Here is a 17926-nt window from a genome sequence, read left to right as displayed (position 1 = left end):
TGATAATCGTCGTTATATCATTGAAAACTGAAAATAGTTTTATACTTTTAATTTTAATGATTTATAAAAAACTATTTTTAAATATCGCTATATTACAGGCATGATAAAACTGCCCACGAAACATTATCGCAGGCAGAATTTTTAATTTTATCATTCACATTCCGAGTGCTTTTTTACCGGCGTTAATAACCTCGATAATTTTATCGGTATCATAAATGCAGCCTTTCCAGGTGCCGCCGCTAATCGACTGCAAAGCGGCCCACAGTCGCGTATCGTCCGGTAAGAAATCATGCGCGTGTAATTCCGGATGCGGTGTTCTGCGTGCCAGTTCTGCCGCCCCTTCTTCCGACGTCAGCGGATGTTGTGCTGTGCCGATGAAATTTACCCGGCCAGTTAAAGATAGCCTGTCCACCTCGAGCTCAATAATGTCGTTATCGCGCAGCTTACCAATCGGCCCGCCAGCCAGCGCTTCGGGGGCCACGTGACCAAAACACGCGCCTGTCGACACGCCAGAGAAACGCGCGTCGGTGATCAGCGAAACTGTTTTTCCCCAGGAGACATGCTTTAACGCCGAGGTCAGTTGGTAAGTCTCTTCCATCCCGGTGCCGGACGGGCCTCCGCCGATGACGACCATGATATCACCGCGATCGATCTCGCCGTTTTTGATGGCCGTGATCGCCCGCGCTTCGGAAACAAACACTCGCGCCCGGCCTGTATGACGATAAACGCCGTCTGCGCCCACCACCGACGGATCGATGGCCGTCGCCTTGATCACCGATCCTTCCGGCGCGATATTCCCCACCGGGAAAGCGACCGTTGAGGTCAGCCCGCGGGCTTTGGCGCGTTCCGGTGGGAGGATGACATCATCAGGATCGACACTGTCCTGCTCGCGCAAACACTGACGGAAACGTTCGCGACGCTCGGACGCCTGCCACCAGTCGAGGTTTTCCCCTACCGTCTGGCCCGTCACCGTCATGGCATCCAGATGCAACAGGCCGAGATCGCGCAGGTGGAGCATCACTTCCGGCACGCCGCCCGCGAGGAACGCGCGTACCGTCGGGTGATAGTCTGGTCCATTCGGTAGCACGCTCACCAAGCGCGGAACCTTACGGTTGATGCGTGTCCAGTGGTCGACATCCGGGATCGTGCATCCCGCTGCATAGGCGATAGCAGGAATGTGCAGCAGCAAATTGGTCGAGCCACCAAACGCGGCGTGGATCACCATCGCGTTTTCAATCGCTTTATCGGTGAGGATATCGCGCGTGGTGATCCCACGATCGTCCAACTGCGCCACCGCGCGGGCCGATTGGCGGGAAATCTCTAGCCATACATCCTGCCCAGACGGCGCTAGTGCCGAGTGCGGCAACGCCAGCCCGAGCGCTTCGGCCACCACCTGAGAAGTTCCAGCAGTGCCTAAAAACTGACAACCGCCGCCCGGCGACGCGCAGGCGCGACAGCCCAGTTCAGCTGCTTCCTGTAACGAGAGTTCATGGTTGGCGTAGCGCGCGCCGATGGTCTGCACCTTTCCGGCATCTTCGCCAAACGTCGGCGGCAGCGTCGCGCCGCCCGGCACCAGAATGGTCGGCAGATGGTGCATGGAGGCCAGCGCAATCATGGTCGCGGGCAGACCTTTGTCGCAGGTAGCAACACCAATCACCGCGCGGCGCGTGGGCAACGAACGAATAAGACGACGGAAGACGATAGCGGCGTCGTTACGATACGGTAGAGAATCGAACATCCCGTGCGTCCCCTGCGAGCGCCCGTCGCAAGGATCGCTGACAAACGCTGCAAACGGAATGCCGCCGTTACGGGTGATCTCTTTTGCCGCCGCCTGCATTTGCAGGCCGATTTCCCAGTGTCCGGTGTGATATCCGAGCGCTACCGGGCGACCATCGCCCGCGCGGATCCCACCCTGAGTGCCAATAATAAGCACCTCTTTGCCGGTGAGTTTATTGGCGTCCCAGCCCATTCCGGCGTTCTGCGTCATGCCAAACAGATTGCCACTCGGGGACTCCATCAGCATTTGCGGCGTCAGCGGCAGCGCACCCTGCGGGCCGGCCGCATGGGTCGTGACCGAATAAAAGGCATCGTCCTGCGGGGTGAAAATAGTCTCTATCGCCATCTTATTCTTCCGATTCAGCAGAGTTTCAACTGTTGCAGCAGGGCTTTCAGCTGCGTCTTGCGCGACTCATCCAGCGGGTTCGCAGGCGGCAGTACATAGGTCGAAACCGGTCGTCCGCACAGCGAAATCGCCTCTTTAATCACGTTCACAAATGGCGTATCGAGCTGATACATCTGCGGAATTTGCAGCATTGTCTGGTGATATTTGGCGGCCTGAGCCAGGTCGCCGTCGTGGAATGCCTGCAGCAGTTTGACGGAGACCTGCGGCGCGAAGTTAGCGCTCGCCGAGATCGCCCCGTCGCCGCCCAGCAGCAGCGTGTTGAACAGGTGATCGTCGTAACCGCACAGCACCGTAAAGTGGGGATGCGCCGCTTTCACGGTCAGGATCATGCTGCGCAGATGGGCCACGGAGTCGATGGTATCTTTGATACCCAAGATGTTGCCGCGAGAATCGGCCAGCGTTTTGACCAGCGCGGGCGTTAAGTCCTGACCGGTTAGCGCCGGGAAGTTATAGAGGATCACAGGGAGCGTTACGCTGTCCGCCACCTGCTGGTAATAGCGGATCAGGTTCTCTTCAGATACTTTCCAGTAATAAGGGTTAATCACCACAATGCCATCCGCACCCACGCGCTGCGCGTGCTGACTCAGTTCAATGGTTTCCCGTGCGTTAGTGCCGCCGGTACCAATCAGAACCGGCACCCGGCGATCCACATGATCAATGGCAAATTCGGCGATCGCTTTACGCTCTTCGGCGCTGAGCTGGGAGAACTCGCCTCCGCTGCCTAAAAAGAACAATCCGTCGACACCAGCGTTAATCATGTCGTCAATGAGCGCGGCGGTACCCTGTTTATCTAACTGGCCATCGGCGTTAAAAATGGTGGAGACAGGCGGAATAATCCCCGAGAACTGCGCGGTATGCTGCATGAGATCTCCTTGCTGACCTATTTTGTTCTATATTATAGAACAGTGTTCATTAATTTAGCTCTCATACTATGCCGCGATGCGCGGAGAGGTAAACCGGGAAAAATCAGCAAGGGGCAATTTTTTAGCCTGGATCACGAAATGATGAAACGAGGTACAAAAGTTGTAGCCCGGAAGCGAGCGCCACCGGGCGAGGGAAATTAACCGACCAGCATTTTCACAACCACTTTACGTACCTTCGCGGGAGTCCTCACAGCGCACAGCGGCTTACGGATGATTAATCCTATTGCAAAATAACCCGCATCGCCTGGTTTGCCAGGCTCAGCCACGCGAACTTTTGCAAATGTAGTCATACAGGCGCTGAGTGTCCGCCAGTGAACAGAGCCGCGTTCCAAGATTAAGCGTGGCCGCACTGCCCGCTGCGACGCCGAACCGAACCATATCCACCAGGTCAGCCCCGTTCGCCAATTTCAACACCATCGCGCCTACCATGCTGTCACCGGCCCCGACGGTGCTAAGTTTCTTCACCGGTGGCGGGACTATCTGTATACAGGTGTCACTATCAACGGCGAGAGCTCCTTGAGGGCCGAGTGATACAACAACCCGCTCAGCTCCCCCCTGTTGTACCAACTCCCTAGCGGCAGCCCGGACATCATCAGGATGCTCCAATGACCGCCCGATAAGCGCAGACAGCTCATTCTGATTCGGTTTTACCAAAGCCAGCCCCCCTTCATCCAGACAGGCCTGTAAAGCATCCCCAGAACTGTCGACGATACAGTGCAATCCCATGGCTTGCGCCTGCTTAATCAGGTCGGTTAATTTTGCCAGCGTGGTGCCCGGTGGCAAGCTGCCACTAATCACCAAAATTGAACCATGAGGGATCTTCTGCACCTTCAACAAAATCTGGTCAAACTCGGCATCATTAACCCTTGCCCCTGGCATAACAAAGCGAAACTGTTCACCGCTATTATCCACATGGACATGCAGGTTCTGCCGTGTCCAGTCCTGAGCTTTCAGCGTTTCTGTAACAATGCCTTCCCGATCAAGCAACTCTTTTAAATGCTCACCCGTTGGCCCGCCAATTGGAAAGATCGCACTGGCTTGCCCACCAAGATAAACAACGGCACGGGCAACATTGATGCCACCCCCGCCAGGTTCAAAAATGGGGGTGGTGCAGCGTAGTTTCCCTTCAGGGTAGATCTTGGGAGTTGTCGTCGCGCTATCGAGAGAAGGAGAAAGTGTTAAAGTAAAAATCTGAGTCATGATGGTCAAATCCTCTTATTTTGATTTTACTTTGTTGATTTGGTTGAGGAAGAAAAGGGAAAATGTTGGTCATGCACCCAGACTGGGAGCATATACCCAAGCCAGAAAATATCCGTACACCACAAGTATATACCTAAAGAACTTAAGGATAAGGTTAAGCAACGTGCAGCACTCAATGGCCGCTCGCTCAATGCGGAGCTGGTGCAGATTGTTCAGGATGCCATGCCCAGGCCTTCACCTGTTATTGGCTACCTTAGCGACACGGAAAAGTTAGCCGCTCAGCAGGCCGAAACCGTCAAGAAGATGGTTTTCGAAACGCTCGTGCAGATGTATGCTGATAAAAAATAATCAGTTAGGACTCTGGGATGAAAAAGATCATCATTGCCATGCTGGCCTTGGCCTCACTACCCGCTAGCGCCGAGTGCTGGGTTGTGTCGAACTTAAAAGGCTCAACATTCATGAAGGATGATGCCTACAAACGAACGGATGACGGTTTTAGCGGCTCGTTCATGATAACAATTGATGAGAAAAACTCCTCCGTTGTGACAAACGGCACGGACGCTGGAGGGATAAAATATATTCCTATATCCCAAAATACGCTTATTGGATTATCTCAGTCTGATTCTGGTGAGGCGGTTGAGACGTGGTCTATCAACAATGATGGAAAGGTAATGATGACAAAAGTCCTAACCGGATGGGGAGGGTTTGACTCCTCCAAAGCATTTGTTGGTGATGTAACAGGCAAATGCTAAACGCTACGGCCGGGAGCTATATATATAAAATTTTAGCGTTATCTTTGTTACTGGCGCCATGCGTTTCTAATGCTCAGTGCTGGGTGGTTTCCAACCTGAAAGGCCAGTCTCAATTCAGTCCTGAGTACAAACTTCAACAAGATGAGGCCGCTGGGACATACCATATTTCTATAAATGGGAATACAGCAAGCCTTACTTCAGTTGGTGATGCATATGAATCAGGACTTACGTACTCACCTGTGTCATCAACTTCTCTGGTTGGAGAATCTCACGGTAAAAGTAACTCCTTCATCGAGACATGGGCGATTACACCTGATGGGAAAGTGCTCTACACTAAAACTCGGGCTAGTTCTTCACATTGGAGCCAATTGTCATCTTTCATCGGCGATGTTATTGGAAAGTGTTAGCCATCCTCAACTAATTATTAGGGCTTTTTATGGGTAAATTAATTTTGTGCCTTATAGCAATTGTTTTAACTGGCTGCGCTCAATCCACTCAGGTAAACCGCGGCGATGGGAAAGCATAGAAATGGTTCAGCGTTATGCGCACCTCTCCTCCTCTCACTTAACCGAACATGCGAGAAAAATTGACGAAGTCTTGGCGGGCAATGTCACTAATCTGGCACTTTTGGAAAATGTAGCAATCTGATTGTGGAGGTAAGTCTATGATTTTTAATGGTACGCCCTACAGGGCTCGAACCTGTGACCTACGGCTTAGAAGGCCGTTGCTCTATCCAACTGAGCTAAGGGCGCATTGAAATGCGGATGCGGCAACCGAGGTTGCGGAGTTGGATTATACGGTCAGAGGTTATTGAGTCAATGCCTTTTGACTCTGTGGTGGTGGCAGAGGTGCTTTATGGCGATTTTTCGCACACAAAAGCTATGATAAGTCACCCTAACGCGATGATCTGGCTACGCTAATCCCCTGCCACAATACCGCCTCATCAACCCCTTCTGATTCAGCCGCTGGTGCAAATGGGCGTGGGTTTGCCCTCTGCCCTGCTTTTTGCGACAAACAGGCACGAGCCGATCGCACCACGGCGTTGATATCCCCCCAATCGGCATGCGGAACGTTCAGCACATTACAGGCCTGCGCCAGCATTGCCCTCGGCAACTTACTGGCTGCCAAGGTATTCATCGATGCCTGGCAAAGTGGCGTAGCAAACAGCAATGCCAACAGTAAAAGAGCGCTACGCATCATTGGAAACTCCTTTTGTACCACTGCGCCATACGCTGGCTCCAGGAAGGACGACCCTCTTTCGGCTTACAAAGCCGATGTAACGCCTGCAACAACGCCACCTGCGCCGGATGTAGGGAAGAATCAAACACCGTTTCACCAATATGCCGCTGTTCATCTGCTGGATTTCCACCAGGATGATGCAATGGATAGAGCCGAGTAATCGTCTGCATGATCCTGCCTCCATAGGCCCCAAACGCCAGGGGCGATGGGTTAAGCCTAAAAGACTGGAGGTAAAAAAAGCGTAGAGGATCATTCCGTTGGTGTAAAAAATGTATAAACCGCTACGCAATCGTGTGCTTATTCTCTGCATTAACCCGATCGAAAGCCTGACAGCGCGCCTCTCTTCTGCCAAAATAGCGCCATCCCCCGCTTTTCTTAAATGATGGATTTCCTCACTGATGGCAGCAAAGATTATTGATGGCAAAACGATTGCGCAGCAGGTTAGAAACGAAGTGGCTGAGCAAGTGAAACAACGTCTGGCGGCTGGCAAGCGTGCGCCGGGCCTGGCGGTGGTACTGGTTGGTGAGAATCCGGCTTCGCAGATTTATGTCGCCAGCAAGCGCAAGGCCTGTGAGGAAGTGGGCTTTATCTCCCGCTCTTACGATCTGCCCGCCTCCACCACCGAGCCTGAACTGCTGGCGCTGATCGACAAATTAAACGCCGATAAAGAAATTGACGGCATTCTGGTGCAACTCCCTTTGCCTGCAGGCATTGATAATGTGAAGGTGCTGGAGCGCATCAGCCCGGATAAAGACGTGGACGGTTTCCATCCTTACAACGTCGGCCGCCTGTGCCAGCGTGCGCCTAAACTGCGCCCTTGTACCCCACGCGGCATTGTCACCCTGTTGGAACGCTACAACATCGATACCTATGGCCTGAACGCCGTGGTAGTGGGTGCCTCCAACATCGTTGGCCGCCCGATGAGTATGGAGCTACTGCTGGCTGGCTGTACCACCACCGTCACACACCGCTTTACCAAAAACCTGCGCCATCACGTCGAAAATGCCGATCTGCTGATCGTGGCCGTGGGTAAACCTGGGTTTATCCCAGGAGATTGGATCAAACCGGGTGCGATCGTGATCGATGTCGGCATCAACCGCTTGGAAAGTGGTAAAGTAGTCGGCGACGTAGACTTCGAAGCCGCAAGCGAACGTGCGGCCTTCATTACTCCGGTTCCAGGTGGCGTCGGCCCCATGACCGTTGCTACACTGATCCAAAATACCTTGCAAGCCTGCGAGGAATTTCACGACGTTCAACCTAACTAAGTTAAGGCAGTATGGAAATTTTCAATCTGGAAGGTCACCCTCATGTCGAACTGTGCGATCTGCTGAAGTTCCAGGGCTGGTGTGACAGCGGCGGTGCCGCGAAAGAAGTGATCGCCGAAGGGCAGGTCAAAGTAAACGGTCAGGTCGAAACGCGTAAGCGCTGCAAGATCGTTGATGGCCAGAAGGTCAGCTACAAAGGCATGAGCGTCACGGTTAAAGCCTGATTGTTCAACCGCCAGGAAAAAAATGCCGGGTCGGCTAAGCTACCCGGCATTTTTGATCCGCTCAAACCCGCTAATGCTCCAATGCGACGAAGCACACGTGTTGCATAGCGCGCAACGAGCCATACAGTTCGTCCAGAGTCGTCCTTTTCCTTACCGTCAGCTTAAAGTTAACTTCAATCTTGTGTTTTTTGACGTCACGTATCGTCATCGCATCAATCAGGTTTCTCTGCTGATTAAGCTGGGCCATCAAGCTGGCTAACCCTGCCTGCTCATCGAGTATCAGCCGTACCTTGACCTTCCCTAGATATTGATTCCTCGATTGCAGCAGGAAAATATAGGGGCTGATTTTTATCGCCAGTAAAAACAGTGCAGTAGCCAAGATTGCGTGCAAATAAAAACTGGCTCCACAGGCAATCCCCACTCCCGCCGATGCCCAAACGATCGCGGCGGTCGTCAGACCTGAGATGGCATCATCACGCCGGTGCAAGATCACCCCAGCGCCCAGGAAGCCCACCCCACTGATAATCTGTGCGGCCAACCGCATGGGATCGCTGCGGATGTTGACGGATATCTCGGCGTAATACTCCGCAGACTGAATCGACACCACCGTTAATACGCAGCTGGCGACGGCAATAATCACGCAGGTTTTAAACCCAACGGGCTTGCCCTTGGATTCACGTTCCAGGCCAATCACGCCCCCCAGAACAAACGCCGCGACTATCTTGCCTACCGTCGCCAGATGGAGCGGCCCCAACCCGCCCAGCACCGATAACCAGCTGTCCATGTTGCTTCCTATTGCTTCGCGGGTTTCATTGCCGCCGGTGTTTTCTGTTTAGAAAGATCGTCCTTGAAGAAAATAAAGAAGAAGACTGAGACAACGGCGGCGATAATCGCCGAGAACAGCCAGAAGCTTTCCCACTGCGGTAACGCCTGCGGCCCCTGCTCTGTCACGGTGTTGTTGAAGATCTGGCCGCAAATGGTGGAAGCAAACAGCAAGCCAAAACCATTGGAGACGATAAAGCGCAGACTCTGTGCCTGGGCTTTGATTTCGGGCCGTGCTTTACGGTCAACATAGATATCCCCTACCGTAAAGAAGAAGTCCCAGCAAAAGCCTTGCAGCATCAGGCCAATCAGGACAAACGTCATGTTGGCGTCAAGCGCAGCCTGGGAGAACAGCACCGAGCGGATGATCCAGCACACCGCGCCCATCATCAACGTCACCTTGAAGCCCGCTTTCAGTAGGAAGAATGAAAGCAGGAACATAAACACCACTTCACAGGCGATCCCGACCTGCATCATGGAGGCGGCATTATCAAACCCGAGCGCTTTCAGGAACACAGGTATATAGGCGGAATAGGCGGTTTTGGGGATCATCAACACAAAGATGCTCAGCATCAGAATGGAGAAGTTACGATCTTTAAATAACGACAGCGCATCCAGGCACAGCAGATCGCGCAGGGTGAAGGTGCTGCCCTTGGCCTTCGGAGGTGTATCCGGCAAGGTAAAGCAGTACAGCCCCAACCCTACCCCAGCGGCCGAAGCAATGTACCAGGTCATGGTATCGCCGGAATATCCCATCTGCCCGATGATGAAACCTATCGCCATAAAGCCGAAGGTGCCAAATACGCGGATCACCGGGAAGTACTTCACGCCGTTGATATGGCTAAAGCTGATACTGTTGGCCAGCGCGGTGGTCGGATAGAACAGCAGCCCGACCAGGAAGATCATCACCAACGTCATGGTGGTGTCATGCGCCTCGATAAACTGCGGTACACACAGGATCACTCCGGCGTTAATCAGGTGCAGGATCGCCATGACTTTCTGCGAAGCAAAGAAGCGGTCTGCAACCATGCCGATAAACAGCGGCGAGAGTATCGTTGCCAATCCCAGCAACGCATATGATGAACCAATAATGGCGGACATGCCGTAGGTGCTCAGCACCAGGCCCATCGTCATATTCCAGGCACCCTGCATGAAATACTGCACAAACATCATGATCAGCAGGCGAGGAGTCTTGTTAAAGTCCATGAGATCTCCCCCTATGCCACGTTAACGGTCAGGCCGTCATACGCAACGGTGATGTTTTTATCACGGCAGGCCGCCACCAGTTCCTCATGCAGCAACTTGCCGCTGTGAGAAATATGCGACACCACGATCTGGCTGCCTGAATGCAGGCACTCCATCGCACGCAGCTTCTCTTGGGCGGCAAACACGGTTTCCAGGCTCATATGGTTGTCGGTGCGATCGTCGCCGTTGAAACCGTAAGTGCATTCCAGCACCACTAAATCCAACGCTTTGCCCTGTAGCCACTGCCAGGTGAGTTCAGGGAACCAGCCGGAGTCATGGCCATAAAAAATCGTCTGGCCGTCTTTTTCGATCACATACACGTAGCAGAGCTCCCACTTGGCGTGGTTAGCCAGCAGCGGTGTGATCTTGTAGCCATGGCTTTCTACGGTGACAAAAGGCACCAGGCAGTGGAAACCAAAACGCTGTTTGCTGTAACCCGGTAATACCGCAGCGCAGCCGTTGATCGCCCGGTCGTTACCAAAAATCTCCAATGGATGGTCGATATCGAAGCCGTAGCCCTCCATGCGGCTAAACAGCTCACCGACGTTGAAATGGTCTGGATGGGTGTGGGTAAACAGCAGGTCGGTGAAGCCACTCGCGTCCAGCCCATCACGCAACAGCTGTTGGCTGAACTCCGGGGCGACATCGATCAACATCACATCATCAATAATCGCCGAAGAGTGGGTACGCAGATCTTTCCCCTTGAGAAAACGGGCCTGTTGGCAATGTTCACAGCGGCAAAACGGATTGGGGATCCCTTCAGAGGCAGCCGATCCCAGGAAATGTATTTTCATTTTTTTATCCTTTTTATTCAGTACATTACTGACCTGTTGCTCCTATCGCCTTCGTTAAGGTGAACCATGAAGGTGATTTTGGAACGTGTCAATCATAATCCTGAGGCCAAAAAACGGTTAACACTGCAATGCATATTGGTGATCGGCTTCAAAAATTTAATTTAATATTGAGCAAAATCAATTAACTAAAAATAACCACTGGTCATTATTTCGTTTTTCATCAATTTTGTGAAATCGGTTTAATTAAGTACAAATAACCGTCATTTAATTATGGAACGATCCAAATTTTATGCTTGGATAGAAATCGAGATAGCGGAGCGCTCATGCCGGTGTTAGCATCAAAACAGGCGGCTCAAAGCGGTGGGAAAATGGCAACTATCAAGGATATAGCGAAGCTGGCGGGGGTATCTCACGGCACCGCTTCCAACGTGCTCAACGGGCGCGGCAATGTCAGCGTTGAAAAGATCGAGGCGGTCAAACAGGCCGCCCAGCAAATGGGTTATCAGATCAATGCCCAGGCGCAGTCGCTACGCGCCAGCAAAAGCAGTGGCGTTGCGCTGATCCTGCCCGATATCAACAGCGAGCAGTATCACCAACTCTACCGCGGGCTTCAGCAATCGTTACGATCTTCTTTCCCAGGCGATCTGGATCTTTACGTCACTAACGACCTGCCCTCTGCCGAAAGAGATATCTTGCAGACGCTGGCCGCAAAATCCTACCAAACCATTGTTACGGTCTCCTGCCTTGCCGACAGCGAAAGCTATTATCAGACGCTACGACTGCCAGCGGAGCAGATCCTGTTTGTCTATCGCCATCCAGCGCAGGCCAAGGCCACATTCAACCTGAACTTTTGCCTGGCGGGCCAAGCCATTGCCAGCGAGATCGCCCGCGAACAGCCCACGCACGTTGGCGTGCTTTGTGAGCCACTCGCTTATACCAACGGCCAGTATTTTGTCGAGGCATTGAAAGCTACGCTGGCACAGTTAAGCCCATCGACCCAGTTAACGGTCGTTCCGTCACCGGCCAGTGAATGTCACACCGCCGCTTTCGCTTTTTTTGCTGGCCAGCCGCCACAGGTACTGATTGCTCAAGACAGTGAAAAAGCCCGTTGCCTGACGCAGGCGGCCTATCTGGGTAGCGCGGTCCCCTGCCCGCCGATCTGGCAACTCAGCGATAACGAACCCGCCGTAGTAGCCAATCAGTACCACTATCAGATGGATTACGCCCGGCTGGGTCTGGAAATCGCCCGTTATATCTGCGGATTAGTGACACTGGCCGATGAGCAGATACTGGATAGCCGCGGCTTTGCTCTCGACGTTCAACCCATGCCCGCCGTTTCTGAGCAGGGTGAAACGCTGAACATGCTGATCTTGCCTAGCCCCTCCACCGATGCGCTAAAAAAGCTGTTGCCGCATTTCTATCGCCAGACGGGCATCAAGGTTAATCTCGCGGTTTATCCTTATGATGAAGTGTTTGAGATCCTCTCGAATCTGCATCTGCATCCTTATTACGATTTGCTGCGTATCGATATGGCCTGCCTCCCCTGGTTTGCGGCAAAGGCCCTCACGCCGTTGGCAGAGATCGCGCCAGATCTACCGGAGCTGCTGGAAAACTTCTCGGCAGAGGTTGGCCATCATTTCAGCCAGATTGACGGCAAAGCCTATGCGTTACCGTTTGATGCCAGCACCCAGTTGCTGTTCTATCGCCGCGATCTGTTCGAAGACCCCACGGTCAAACGCATGTTCTATGAGAAATCGGGCAAAGAGCTGAAGATCCCGACCAGCTTCTCCGAGTTTGATGACATTACGGCCTTTTTCACGGCGACTCATCAACCCGGTAATCCGCAGCGTCCGATAGGTTCATCAACGACTCTCGGGAGTTCCGGGTTAATTGCTACCGAGTATCTGCTGCGCTATTACGCGTTAGGTGGGCGGTTAGTGCACCAAGACAAACCGGTACAACTGGAGGCAGAATTCGCCATCGAAGCGTTGCGGCAATATCAGCAACAGCTTACCGTCACCACCAATCTGAACAGTGAATGGTGGAATGCTGCGGTGGCCCAGTTTGAGCAGGGCCAACTGGCGATGCTGATCATGTATATGAACCTGTTCAACGACGTCGCCCATAGCCCTCTATCACCGGCAATTGGTTACGCGCCGGTTCCGGGCAACCTCCCGCAGATGGGCGGTGGCTCGTTAGGCATGTCTCGTTTCAGTGATAAGAAAGTGCAGGTAGAACAGTTCTTCCGTTGGCTGTATTCGGCTGAAATTACCGAGCATCTGGTGCTTTTGGGCGGTAACAGCGCCCACCACAGCATCTATCAGAACCAGCGCATTCTGCATCTTTATCCGTGGTTCAATTTGCTACGGGATGACCCTAGTACCGGCATCCGTGAATCCAGGGGTTTACAGGGTGAGCTGTTCAACCTGCGCCATGCGGAGATCATTATCGGCCAGGGCGTCACCAACGTAGTGAACAAGATAATGGATCCGCAGCAAGCCATTGATTACATCAACCAGCGGCTGCTCAGCGAAGCCCATGCTTAGGGCATAAAAAAACCGGGTGACAAACGCCACCCGGTCTTATTAGCTTAATAAGTTATTAGTTTACTTACGGCGCCAGCTAGTGCCTTGCGGGCCATCTTCCAGCACGATATTCATCTCGTTCAACCGATCGCGAGCGGCATCTGCCAGCGCCCAGTCCTTGGCGGCACGCGCGTCGTTACGCTGTTTGATCAACGCTTCAATCTCTGCCACTTCCGAGTCGTCCGCTTGCGCGCCACCTTGCAGGAACTGTTCTGGTTCCTGTTGCAGCAGGCCCAATACCTTGGCCAGTTTACGCAGCTCCGCCGCCAACCCATTCGCCGCCGCCATGTCTTCGCTCTTCAGACGGTTTACTTCACGCGCTAAATCGAACAACGCGGAATAGGCTTCTGGGGTGTTGAAGTCGTCGTCCATGGCTTCACGGAAGCGAGCTTCAAACACTTCACCGCCAGCGGGTTGCGCATTGGCATCGGTGCCACGCAGTGCGGTGTACAAACGCTCCAGAGAGGCACGCGCCTGCTTGAGGTTCTCTTCGCTGTAGTTCAATTGGCTACGGTAATGGCCAGACATCAGGAAATAACGCACGGTTTCGGCGTCGTAGTAGCCCAGCACGTCGCGGATAGTAAAGAAGTTGTTCAATGACTTGGACATCTTCTCTCTGTCGATCATCACCATCCCGGAGTGCATCCAGTAATTGACGTACGGGCCATCATGCGCGCAGCTGGATTGGGCAATCTCGTTCTCGTGGTGCGGGAACATCAGATCGGAGCCACCGCCGTGAATGTCAAAATGGGTGCCAAGCTGTTTGCAGTTCATGGCCGAGCATTCGATATGCCAGCCTGGACGGCCTGGGCCCCAAGGCGATTCCCAGCTTGGTTCGCCCGGCTTGGACATCTTCCACAGCACGAAGTCCATCGGGTTGCGTTTCACGTCGTCGATTTCTACGCGCGCACCGGCTTGCAGTTGTTCCAGATCCTGGCGTGACAGCAGGCCGTATTGCGGATCGCTATCGATGGAGAACATCACGTCACCGTTGCTGGCCACATAGGCATGATCGCGCGCCAACAGGCGTTGGGTGATCTCGATGATTTCTTCGATATGGTGGGTAGCACGCGGCTCCTGATCCGGGCGTTCGATCAGCAGCGAATCAAAATCGGCGTGCATCTCTGCCAGCATACGCGTGGTCAGTTGATCGCAGGTTTCGCCGTTTTCTGCCGCGCGGCGGATGATTTTATCGTCCACGTCGGTCACGTTACGCACGTAGTTCAGCGAATAACCGAGGTAACGCAGGTAGCGCGCTACCACGTCGAAAGCAACAAAGGTACGCCCGTGGCCGATATGACACAGGTCATAAATGGTTACCCCGCACACGTACATACCGACTTTACCGGCATGAATGGGCTTAAATTCCTCTTTTTGACGACTCAGGGTATTAAATATCTTTAGCATCAGGGCTGTCCGTGGTGTGCGTGATAACAAACATATCCGCATATTGAAACCCGAAGGCTGCTCTATTGCAAGGTCAAGCCCAAGGATTGCTGAATTGATCGGCAGAAAATTGCGTGAGATCGGAATTAACCTGATCCAGACTAAGATTACAACACGTGTATTTCTGCCGTGGAACTGCCACCCTAGCCACTGCTGACTGATTAATTGAGATATGTTATAAAGTCGGTCTGATTGCTCACACGCCTTCCTATGTGACAGCTCATTTCATCTTGCTAGGACTAAAACTATGGTTACTTTCCACACCAATCACGGCGATATCGTTATCAAGACCTTTGCTGACAAGGCACCGGTTACCGTTGAAAACTTCCTGAACTACTGCCGTGAAGGCTTCTACAACAACACCATCTTCCACCGTGTTATCAACGGCTTTATGGTTCAGGGCGGTGGTTTTGAACCTGGTATGCATCAGAAAGACACCAAAGCAACCATCAAGAACGAAGCTAACAACGGCCTGAAAAACACCCGTGGCACCCTGGCAATGGCTCGTACCAACGATCCACACTCTGCCACCGCCCAGTTCTTCATCAACGTGGTTGATAACGACTTCCTGAACTTCCGCGCTGAAAACTCCCAAGGTTGGGGTTACTGCGTATTTGCCGAAGTAGCAGAAGGCATGGACGTGGTCGAGAAGATCAAAGCGGTAAAAACTGGCCGCAGCGGCATGCACCAGGATGTACCGGTTGAAGATGTAGTGATCACCAGCGTTACCGTCAGCGAGTAATCGCGGCTGCATGAGCACGCTGTTCATCGCAGACCTGCATCTATGCGCACAGGAACCGGCAATTACTGCCGGTTTTCTGCGTTTTTTGCAGCGTGAAGCCGTTCACGCCGATGCGTTATATATCCTGGGCGATCTGTTTGAAGCCTGGATTGGTGATGACGACCCCGAGCCGTTGCATCGTGAAATTGCCACCGCACTAAAGGCATTGCACCAGGCCGGAGTACCCTGCTACTTCATCCACGGCAACCGCGATTTCCTGTTGGGTAAGCGCTTTGCCAAGCAGAGCGGTATGATCCTGCTACCTGAAGAGCAGGTCGTCGAGCTATATGGCCGCAAGATCCTGATCCTGCACGGTGATACCCTGTGTACCGACGATCAGGCCTATCAAGAATTCCGCAAGAAAGTTCATAACACCTGGATCCAACGTGCTTTTCTGGCGCTCCCCCTGCGCTGGCGCTTGAAGATCGCCGCTAAAATGCGTGCGCGCAGCCAACAAAGCAACCAATACAAATCCACCGCGATTATGGACGTCAACCCGCAGGCCGTTGAGCAGGCCATGTTGCGCCACAACGTCCACTGGATGATCCACGGCCACACCCATCGCCCGGCAATCCATCCGCTGGCATTACCTAACGGTGAAGCCCATCGCGCGGTGTTAGGAGCCTGGCATACACAAGGCTCAATGATTAAAGTCACGGCAGATGCCGTCGAACTGATCGAGTTCCCCTTCTAGACCGTTTTCCTGCTTTTGAGGGTAAAAACCGTCGACGCAACCGTTTTCCTCGCCCTGTACCCATGATATGCTCTACGCCCTCATACGGCCTGCCAGCCGACGTTTGTCCACATCACAGGAGCCATGCACTCATGGGAGCCACCGCTACTTCAGCCGCCAACGCTGGGGTTAAAATCGCAATCGTAATGGGTTCAAAAAGTGACTGGGCCACTATGCAGTCCGCGGCCGAAGTTCTGACCACGCTGGATGTCCCGTTCCATGTCGAAGTTGTCTCCGCCCACCGTACGCCGGATAAGCTGTTCAGCTTTGCCGAACACGCCAAGGCTATGGGTTTTGACGTGATTATCGCCGGTGCCGGGGGTGCTGCGCATCTGCCAGGCATGTTGGCGGCCAAAACGCTGGTTCCGGTGCTGGGTGTGCCGGTACAAAGCGCTGCATTGAGCGGTGTCGATAGTCTGTATTCCATCGTGCAGATGCCACGCGGCATTCCGGTTGGTACGCTCGCCATCGGTAAAGCCGGGGCGGCCAACGCCGGGTTGCTGGCAGCACAAATTCTGGCGTTGCACGATGCCGGGCTGGCACAACGATTGGCGCAATGGCGTCAGGCCCAGACCGACGAGGTGCTTAACCACCCGGACCCACGGGAGGACGCATGAAGCCAGTTTGCGTACTGGGTAACGGCCAGTTAGGACGTATGCTGCGTCAGGCCGGTGAGCCGTTGGGGATTGCAGTTTATCCTGTCGGTCTGGATGCCGAGCCGGAAGCGGTGCCCTATCAAAATGCGGTGATCACCGCAGAGATCGAACGCTGGCCAGAAACTGCCCTGACCCGTGAGTTGGCAACTCACAATAACTTCGTCAACCGCGATATCTTCCCGCGTTTGGCCGATCGCCTGACACAGAAGCAACTGCTCGATCAGCTTCATCTTGCTACCGCCCCTTGGCAATTGCTGGCAAACGCTAGCGAATGGCCGCAGGTGTTTGCCACCTTGGGTGAGTTGGCGATCGTTAAACGGCGCGTGGGTGGTTATGACGGCCGTGGGCAGTGGCGTTTGCGCCCTGGTCAAGAAGCGGAGCTACCGGCGGATAACTATGGCGAATGTATCGTCGAGCAGGGGATTAATTTCTCTGGCGAAGTGTCATTGGTGGGTGCCCGTGGTCACGATGGTCAGTCGGTATTCTATCCGTTGACCCACAACCTGCACGAAGAAGGCATTCTGCGTACCAGCGTGGCGCTGCCACAGCCCAACCCGGCGTTACAGCTGCAGGCCGAGCAGATGTTGGCTGCGATCCTTGATGAGTTGAACTACGTGGGCGTGATGGCGATGGAGTGCTTTATCGTCGGCGACAGCCTGTTGATCAACGAGCTGGCTCCGCGTGTCCACAACAGCGGCCACTGGACGCAGAACGGCGCCTCCATCAGCCAGTTTGAGCTGCATTTGCGGGCTATCCTGGGGCTGCCGTTGCCTAAGCCGGTGGTGAATACGCCTTCGGTGATGGTCAACCTGATTGGCACGGCGGTTAATCAGCAATGGCTGGCCCTGCCGCTGGTGCATTTGCACTGGTATGAGAAAGAGGTGCGTGAGGGGCGTAAGGTGGGTCACCTGAATCTCAACGATCCCGATGCAGCCTCTTTGCAACAGGCGTTGCAGGCGTTAGCGCCGCTGCTACCTGCCGAGTACCAAAGTGGTTTGGCCTGGGCACAGCAAAAGCTGGGGTGAACTTGTGGGGTGATAGGCCTTTAATCTCGGTGTATACCCCTCACCCTAACCCTC

At 53.6% G+C, this 17926-nt stretch carries 18 protein-coding genes, 1 tRNA gene and 1 pseudogene; 10 read left to right on the top strand and 10 right to left on the bottom strand.

Features of this window, described 5'->3' with window-relative positions; translation table 11 throughout:
- Positions 1-154 precede the first annotated feature (154 nt).
- The 3 genes from ACMV5I_RS16495 to pfkB all read right to left on the bottom strand — a co-directional run bounded on the left by ACMV5I_RS16495 (position 155) and on the right by pfkB (position 4305).
- The gene (locus ACMV5I_RS16495) at positions 155-2122 is read right to left on the bottom strand and encodes a YjhG/YagF family D-xylonate dehydratase (RefSeq protein ID WP_414824842.1); all 1968 of its coding nucleotides are present in this window, start codon (positions 2120-2122) and stop codon (positions 155-157) included.
- Between the two features lie 14 nt (positions 2123-2136).
- Positions 2137-3045, bottom strand: coding sequence for a dihydrodipicolinate synthase family protein (locus ACMV5I_RS16490; RefSeq protein WP_202809620.1), 909 nt, complete (start codon positions 3043-3045; stop codon positions 2137-2139).
- Between the two features lie 318 nt (positions 3046-3363).
- Positions 3364-4305, bottom strand: coding sequence for a 6-phosphofructokinase II (pfkB, locus tag ACMV5I_RS16485; RefSeq protein ID WP_414824841.1), 942 nt, complete (start codon positions 4303-4305; stop codon positions 3364-3366).
- Positions 4306-4413: 108 nt separating this feature from the next.
- On the opposite strand from pfkB, the gene ACMV5I_RS16480 reads away from it, so the two are divergent.
- The 3 genes and pseudogenes from ACMV5I_RS16480 to ACMV5I_RS16470 all read left to right on the top strand — a co-directional run.
- Positions 4414-4653 (top strand): Arc family DNA-binding protein, encoded by a 240-nt coding sequence (locus ACMV5I_RS16480; RefSeq protein ID WP_414824879.1) that lies wholly within the window; start codon positions 4414-4416, stop codon positions 4651-4653.
- Positions 4654-4670: 17 nt separating this feature from the next.
- The gene (locus ACMV5I_RS16475) at positions 4671-5057 is read left to right on the top strand and encodes a hypothetical protein (RefSeq protein ID WP_179248243.1); all 387 of its coding nucleotides are present in this window, start codon (positions 4671-4673) and stop codon (positions 5055-5057) included.
- A 513-nt stretch (positions 5058-5570) separates the two neighbouring features.
- Positions 5571-5705: pseudogene (locus ACMV5I_RS16470) on the top strand (integrase); the annotation flags it as partial.
- Between the two features lie 27 nt (positions 5706-5732).
- Here the strand turns inward: ACMV5I_RS16470 and ACMV5I_RS16465 are convergent.
- The 3 genes from ACMV5I_RS16465 to ACMV5I_RS16455 form a co-directional block, all read right to left on the bottom strand.
- Positions 5733-5809: transfer RNA gene (locus tag ACMV5I_RS16465), tRNA-Arg, on the bottom strand.
- A 142-nt stretch (positions 5810-5951) separates the two neighbouring features.
- The gene (locus ACMV5I_RS16460; RefSeq protein WP_414824840.1) at positions 5952-6257 is read right to left on the bottom strand and encodes a hypothetical protein; all 306 of its coding nucleotides are present in this window, start codon (positions 6255-6257) and stop codon (positions 5952-5954) included.
- The gene (locus ACMV5I_RS16455; RefSeq protein ID WP_414824839.1) at positions 6254-6466 is read right to left on the bottom strand and encodes a hypothetical protein; all 213 of its coding nucleotides are present in this window, start codon (positions 6464-6466) and stop codon (positions 6254-6256) included. The genes ACMV5I_RS16460 and ACMV5I_RS16455 overlap by 4 nt, the downstream gene beginning before the upstream one ends.
- A gap of 228 nt (positions 6467-6694) precedes the next feature.
- Here ACMV5I_RS16455 and folD point away from each other — a divergent pair, with 228 nt between their 5' ends.
- Positions 6695-7561, top strand: a complete 867-nt coding sequence (gene folD / locus ACMV5I_RS16450; protein WP_021805409.1) for a bifunctional methylenetetrahydrofolate dehydrogenase/methenyltetrahydrofolate cyclohydrolase FolD — start codon at positions 6695-6697, stop codon at positions 7559-7561.
- An 11-nt stretch (positions 7562-7572) separates the two neighbouring features.
- A complete protein-coding gene (gene ybcJ, locus ACMV5I_RS16445; RefSeq protein WP_021805410.1) occupies positions 7573-7785 on the top strand; it encodes a ribosome-associated protein YbcJ in 213 nt (70 codons plus the stop codon).
- Between the two features lie 70 nt (positions 7786-7855).
- Here ybcJ and ACMV5I_RS16440 read toward each other — a convergent pair whose 3' ends face one another.
- The 3 genes from ACMV5I_RS16440 to ACMV5I_RS16430 are packed head-to-tail and all read right to left on the bottom strand — an operon-like array spanning position 7856 to position 10646.
- On the bottom strand, positions 7856-8569 hold the full coding sequence (locus tag ACMV5I_RS16440) for an MgtC/SapB family protein (protein WP_121606096.1): 714 nt from the start codon (positions 8567-8569) through the stop codon (positions 7856-7858).
- A gap of 8 nt (positions 8570-8577) precedes the next feature.
- Positions 8578-9813, bottom strand: a complete 1236-nt coding sequence (locus tag ACMV5I_RS16435; protein WP_174333046.1) for an MFS transporter — start codon at positions 9811-9813, stop codon at positions 8578-8580.
- An 11-nt stretch (positions 9814-9824) separates the two neighbouring features.
- On the bottom strand, positions 9825-10646 hold the full coding sequence (locus ACMV5I_RS16430; RefSeq protein WP_098928364.1) for an MBL fold metallo-hydrolase: 822 nt from the start codon (positions 10644-10646) through the stop codon (positions 9825-9827).
- A gap of 368 nt (positions 10647-11014) precedes the next feature.
- On the opposite strand from ACMV5I_RS16430, the gene ACMV5I_RS16425 reads away from it, so the two are divergent.
- Positions 11015-13192 carry an extracellular solute-binding protein gene (locus ACMV5I_RS16425; protein ID WP_414824838.1) on the top strand — a complete coding sequence of 726 codons (2178 nt, stop codon included), beginning with the start codon at positions 11015-11017 and terminating at the stop codon, positions 13190-13192.
- A gap of 60 nt (positions 13193-13252) precedes the next feature.
- On the opposite strand, the gene cysS is transcribed toward ACMV5I_RS16425, so the two are convergent.
- On the bottom strand, positions 13253-14638 hold the full coding sequence (gene cysS / locus ACMV5I_RS16420) for a cysteine--tRNA ligase (protein ID WP_414824837.1): 1386 nt from the start codon (positions 14636-14638) through the stop codon (positions 13253-13255).
- A gap of 286 nt (positions 14639-14924) precedes the next feature.
- Between cysS and ppiB the strand changes: the two genes are divergently transcribed.
- The 4 genes from ppiB (at position 14925) to purK (ending at position 17872) form a co-directional block, all read left to right on the top strand.
- Positions 14925-15419, top strand: coding sequence for a peptidylprolyl isomerase B (gene ppiB / locus ACMV5I_RS16415; RefSeq protein WP_024486088.1), 495 nt, complete (start codon positions 14925-14927; stop codon positions 15417-15419).
- A 10-nt stretch (positions 15420-15429) separates the two neighbouring features.
- The gene (locus tag ACMV5I_RS16410; protein WP_414824836.1) at positions 15430-16152 is read left to right on the top strand and encodes a UDP-2,3-diacylglucosamine diphosphatase; all 723 of its coding nucleotides are present in this window, start codon (positions 15430-15432) and stop codon (positions 16150-16152) included.
- 131 nt (positions 16153-16283) lie between these two features.
- Positions 16284-16808: a 5-(carboxyamino)imidazole ribonucleotide mutase gene (gene purE, locus ACMV5I_RS16405; RefSeq protein ID WP_024486090.1), complete on the top strand. Its 525-nt coding sequence runs from the start codon at positions 16284-16286 to the stop codon at positions 16806-16808.
- A complete protein-coding gene (gene purK / locus ACMV5I_RS16400; RefSeq protein WP_414824835.1) occupies positions 16805-17872 on the top strand; it encodes a 5-(carboxyamino)imidazole ribonucleotide synthase in 1068 nt (355 codons plus the stop codon). Before purE ends, purK begins: the two co-directional genes overlap by 4 nt.
- Positions 17873-17926 lie beyond the last annotated feature (54 nt).

It is taken from the genome of Serratia sp. T13T92 (assembly GCF_047530105.1).
Lineage (GTDB): Bacteria > Pseudomonadota > Gammaproteobacteria > Enterobacterales > Enterobacteriaceae > Chania > Chania fonticola.
Note: the sequence above shows the minus strand (reverse complement) of the source record. Positions and strands in the feature narration are given on the sequence as shown.

Bases quoted from the DNA above. Each gene is read 5' to 3' on its own strand.
- pfkB (WP_414824841.1), bottom strand. From the start codon at position 4,305: ATGACTCAGATTTTTACTTTAACACTTTCTCCTTCTCTCGATAGCGCG.
- ACMV5I_RS16455 (WP_414824839.1), bottom strand. From the start codon at position 6,466: ATGCAGACGATTACTCGGCTCTATCCATTGCATCATCCTGGTGGAAAT.
- purK (WP_414824835.1), top strand. From the start codon at position 16,805: ATGAAGCCAGTTTGCGTACTGGGTAACGGCCAGTTAGGACGTATGCTG.
- ybcJ (WP_021805410.1), top strand. From the start codon at position 7,573: ATGGAAATTTTCAATCTGGAAGGTCACCCTCATGTCGAACTGTGCGAT.
- ACMV5I_RS16460 (WP_414824840.1), bottom strand. From the start codon at position 6,257: ATGATGCGTAGCGCTCTTTTACTGTTGGCATTGCTGTTTGCTACGCCA.
- folD (WP_021805409.1), top strand. From the start codon at position 6,695: ATGGCAGCAAAGATTATTGATGGCAAAACGATTGCGCAGCAGGTTAGA.
- ACMV5I_RS16475 (WP_179248243.1), top strand. From the start codon at position 4,671: ATGAAAAAGATCATCATTGCCATGCTGGCCTTGGCCTCACTACCCGCT.
- ACMV5I_RS16495 (WP_414824842.1), bottom strand. From the start codon at position 2,122: ATGGCGATAGAGACTATTTTCACCCCGCAGGACGATGCCTTTTATTCG.
- ACMV5I_RS16435 (WP_174333046.1), bottom strand. From the start codon at position 9,813: ATGGACTTTAACAAGACTCCTCGCCTGCTGATCATGATGTTTGTGCAG.
- purE (WP_024486090.1), top strand. From the start codon at position 16,284: ATGGGAGCCACCGCTACTTCAGCCGCCAACGCTGGGGTTAAAATCGCA.
- ppiB (WP_024486088.1), top strand. From the start codon at position 14,925: ATGGTTACTTTCCACACCAATCACGGCGATATCGTTATCAAGACCTTT.
- ACMV5I_RS16410 (WP_414824836.1), top strand. From the start codon at position 15,430: ATGAGCACGCTGTTCATCGCAGACCTGCATCTATGCGCACAGGAACCG.
- ACMV5I_RS16425 (WP_414824838.1), top strand. From the start codon at position 11,015: ATGGCAACTATCAAGGATATAGCGAAGCTGGCGGGGGTATCTCACGGC.
- ACMV5I_RS16490 (WP_202809620.1), bottom strand. From the start codon at position 3,045: ATGCAGCATACCGCGCAGTTCTCGGGGATTATTCCGCCTGTCTCCACC.
- ACMV5I_RS16430 (WP_098928364.1), bottom strand. From the start codon at position 10,646: ATGAAAATACATTTCCTGGGATCGGCTGCCTCTGAAGGGATCCCCAAT.
- cysS (WP_414824837.1), bottom strand. From the start codon at position 14,638: ATGCTAAAGATATTTAATACCCTGAGTCGTCAAAAAGAGGAATTTAAG.
- ACMV5I_RS16440 (WP_121606096.1), bottom strand. From the start codon at position 8,569: ATGGACAGCTGGTTATCGGTGCTGGGCGGGTTGGGGCCGCTCCATCTG.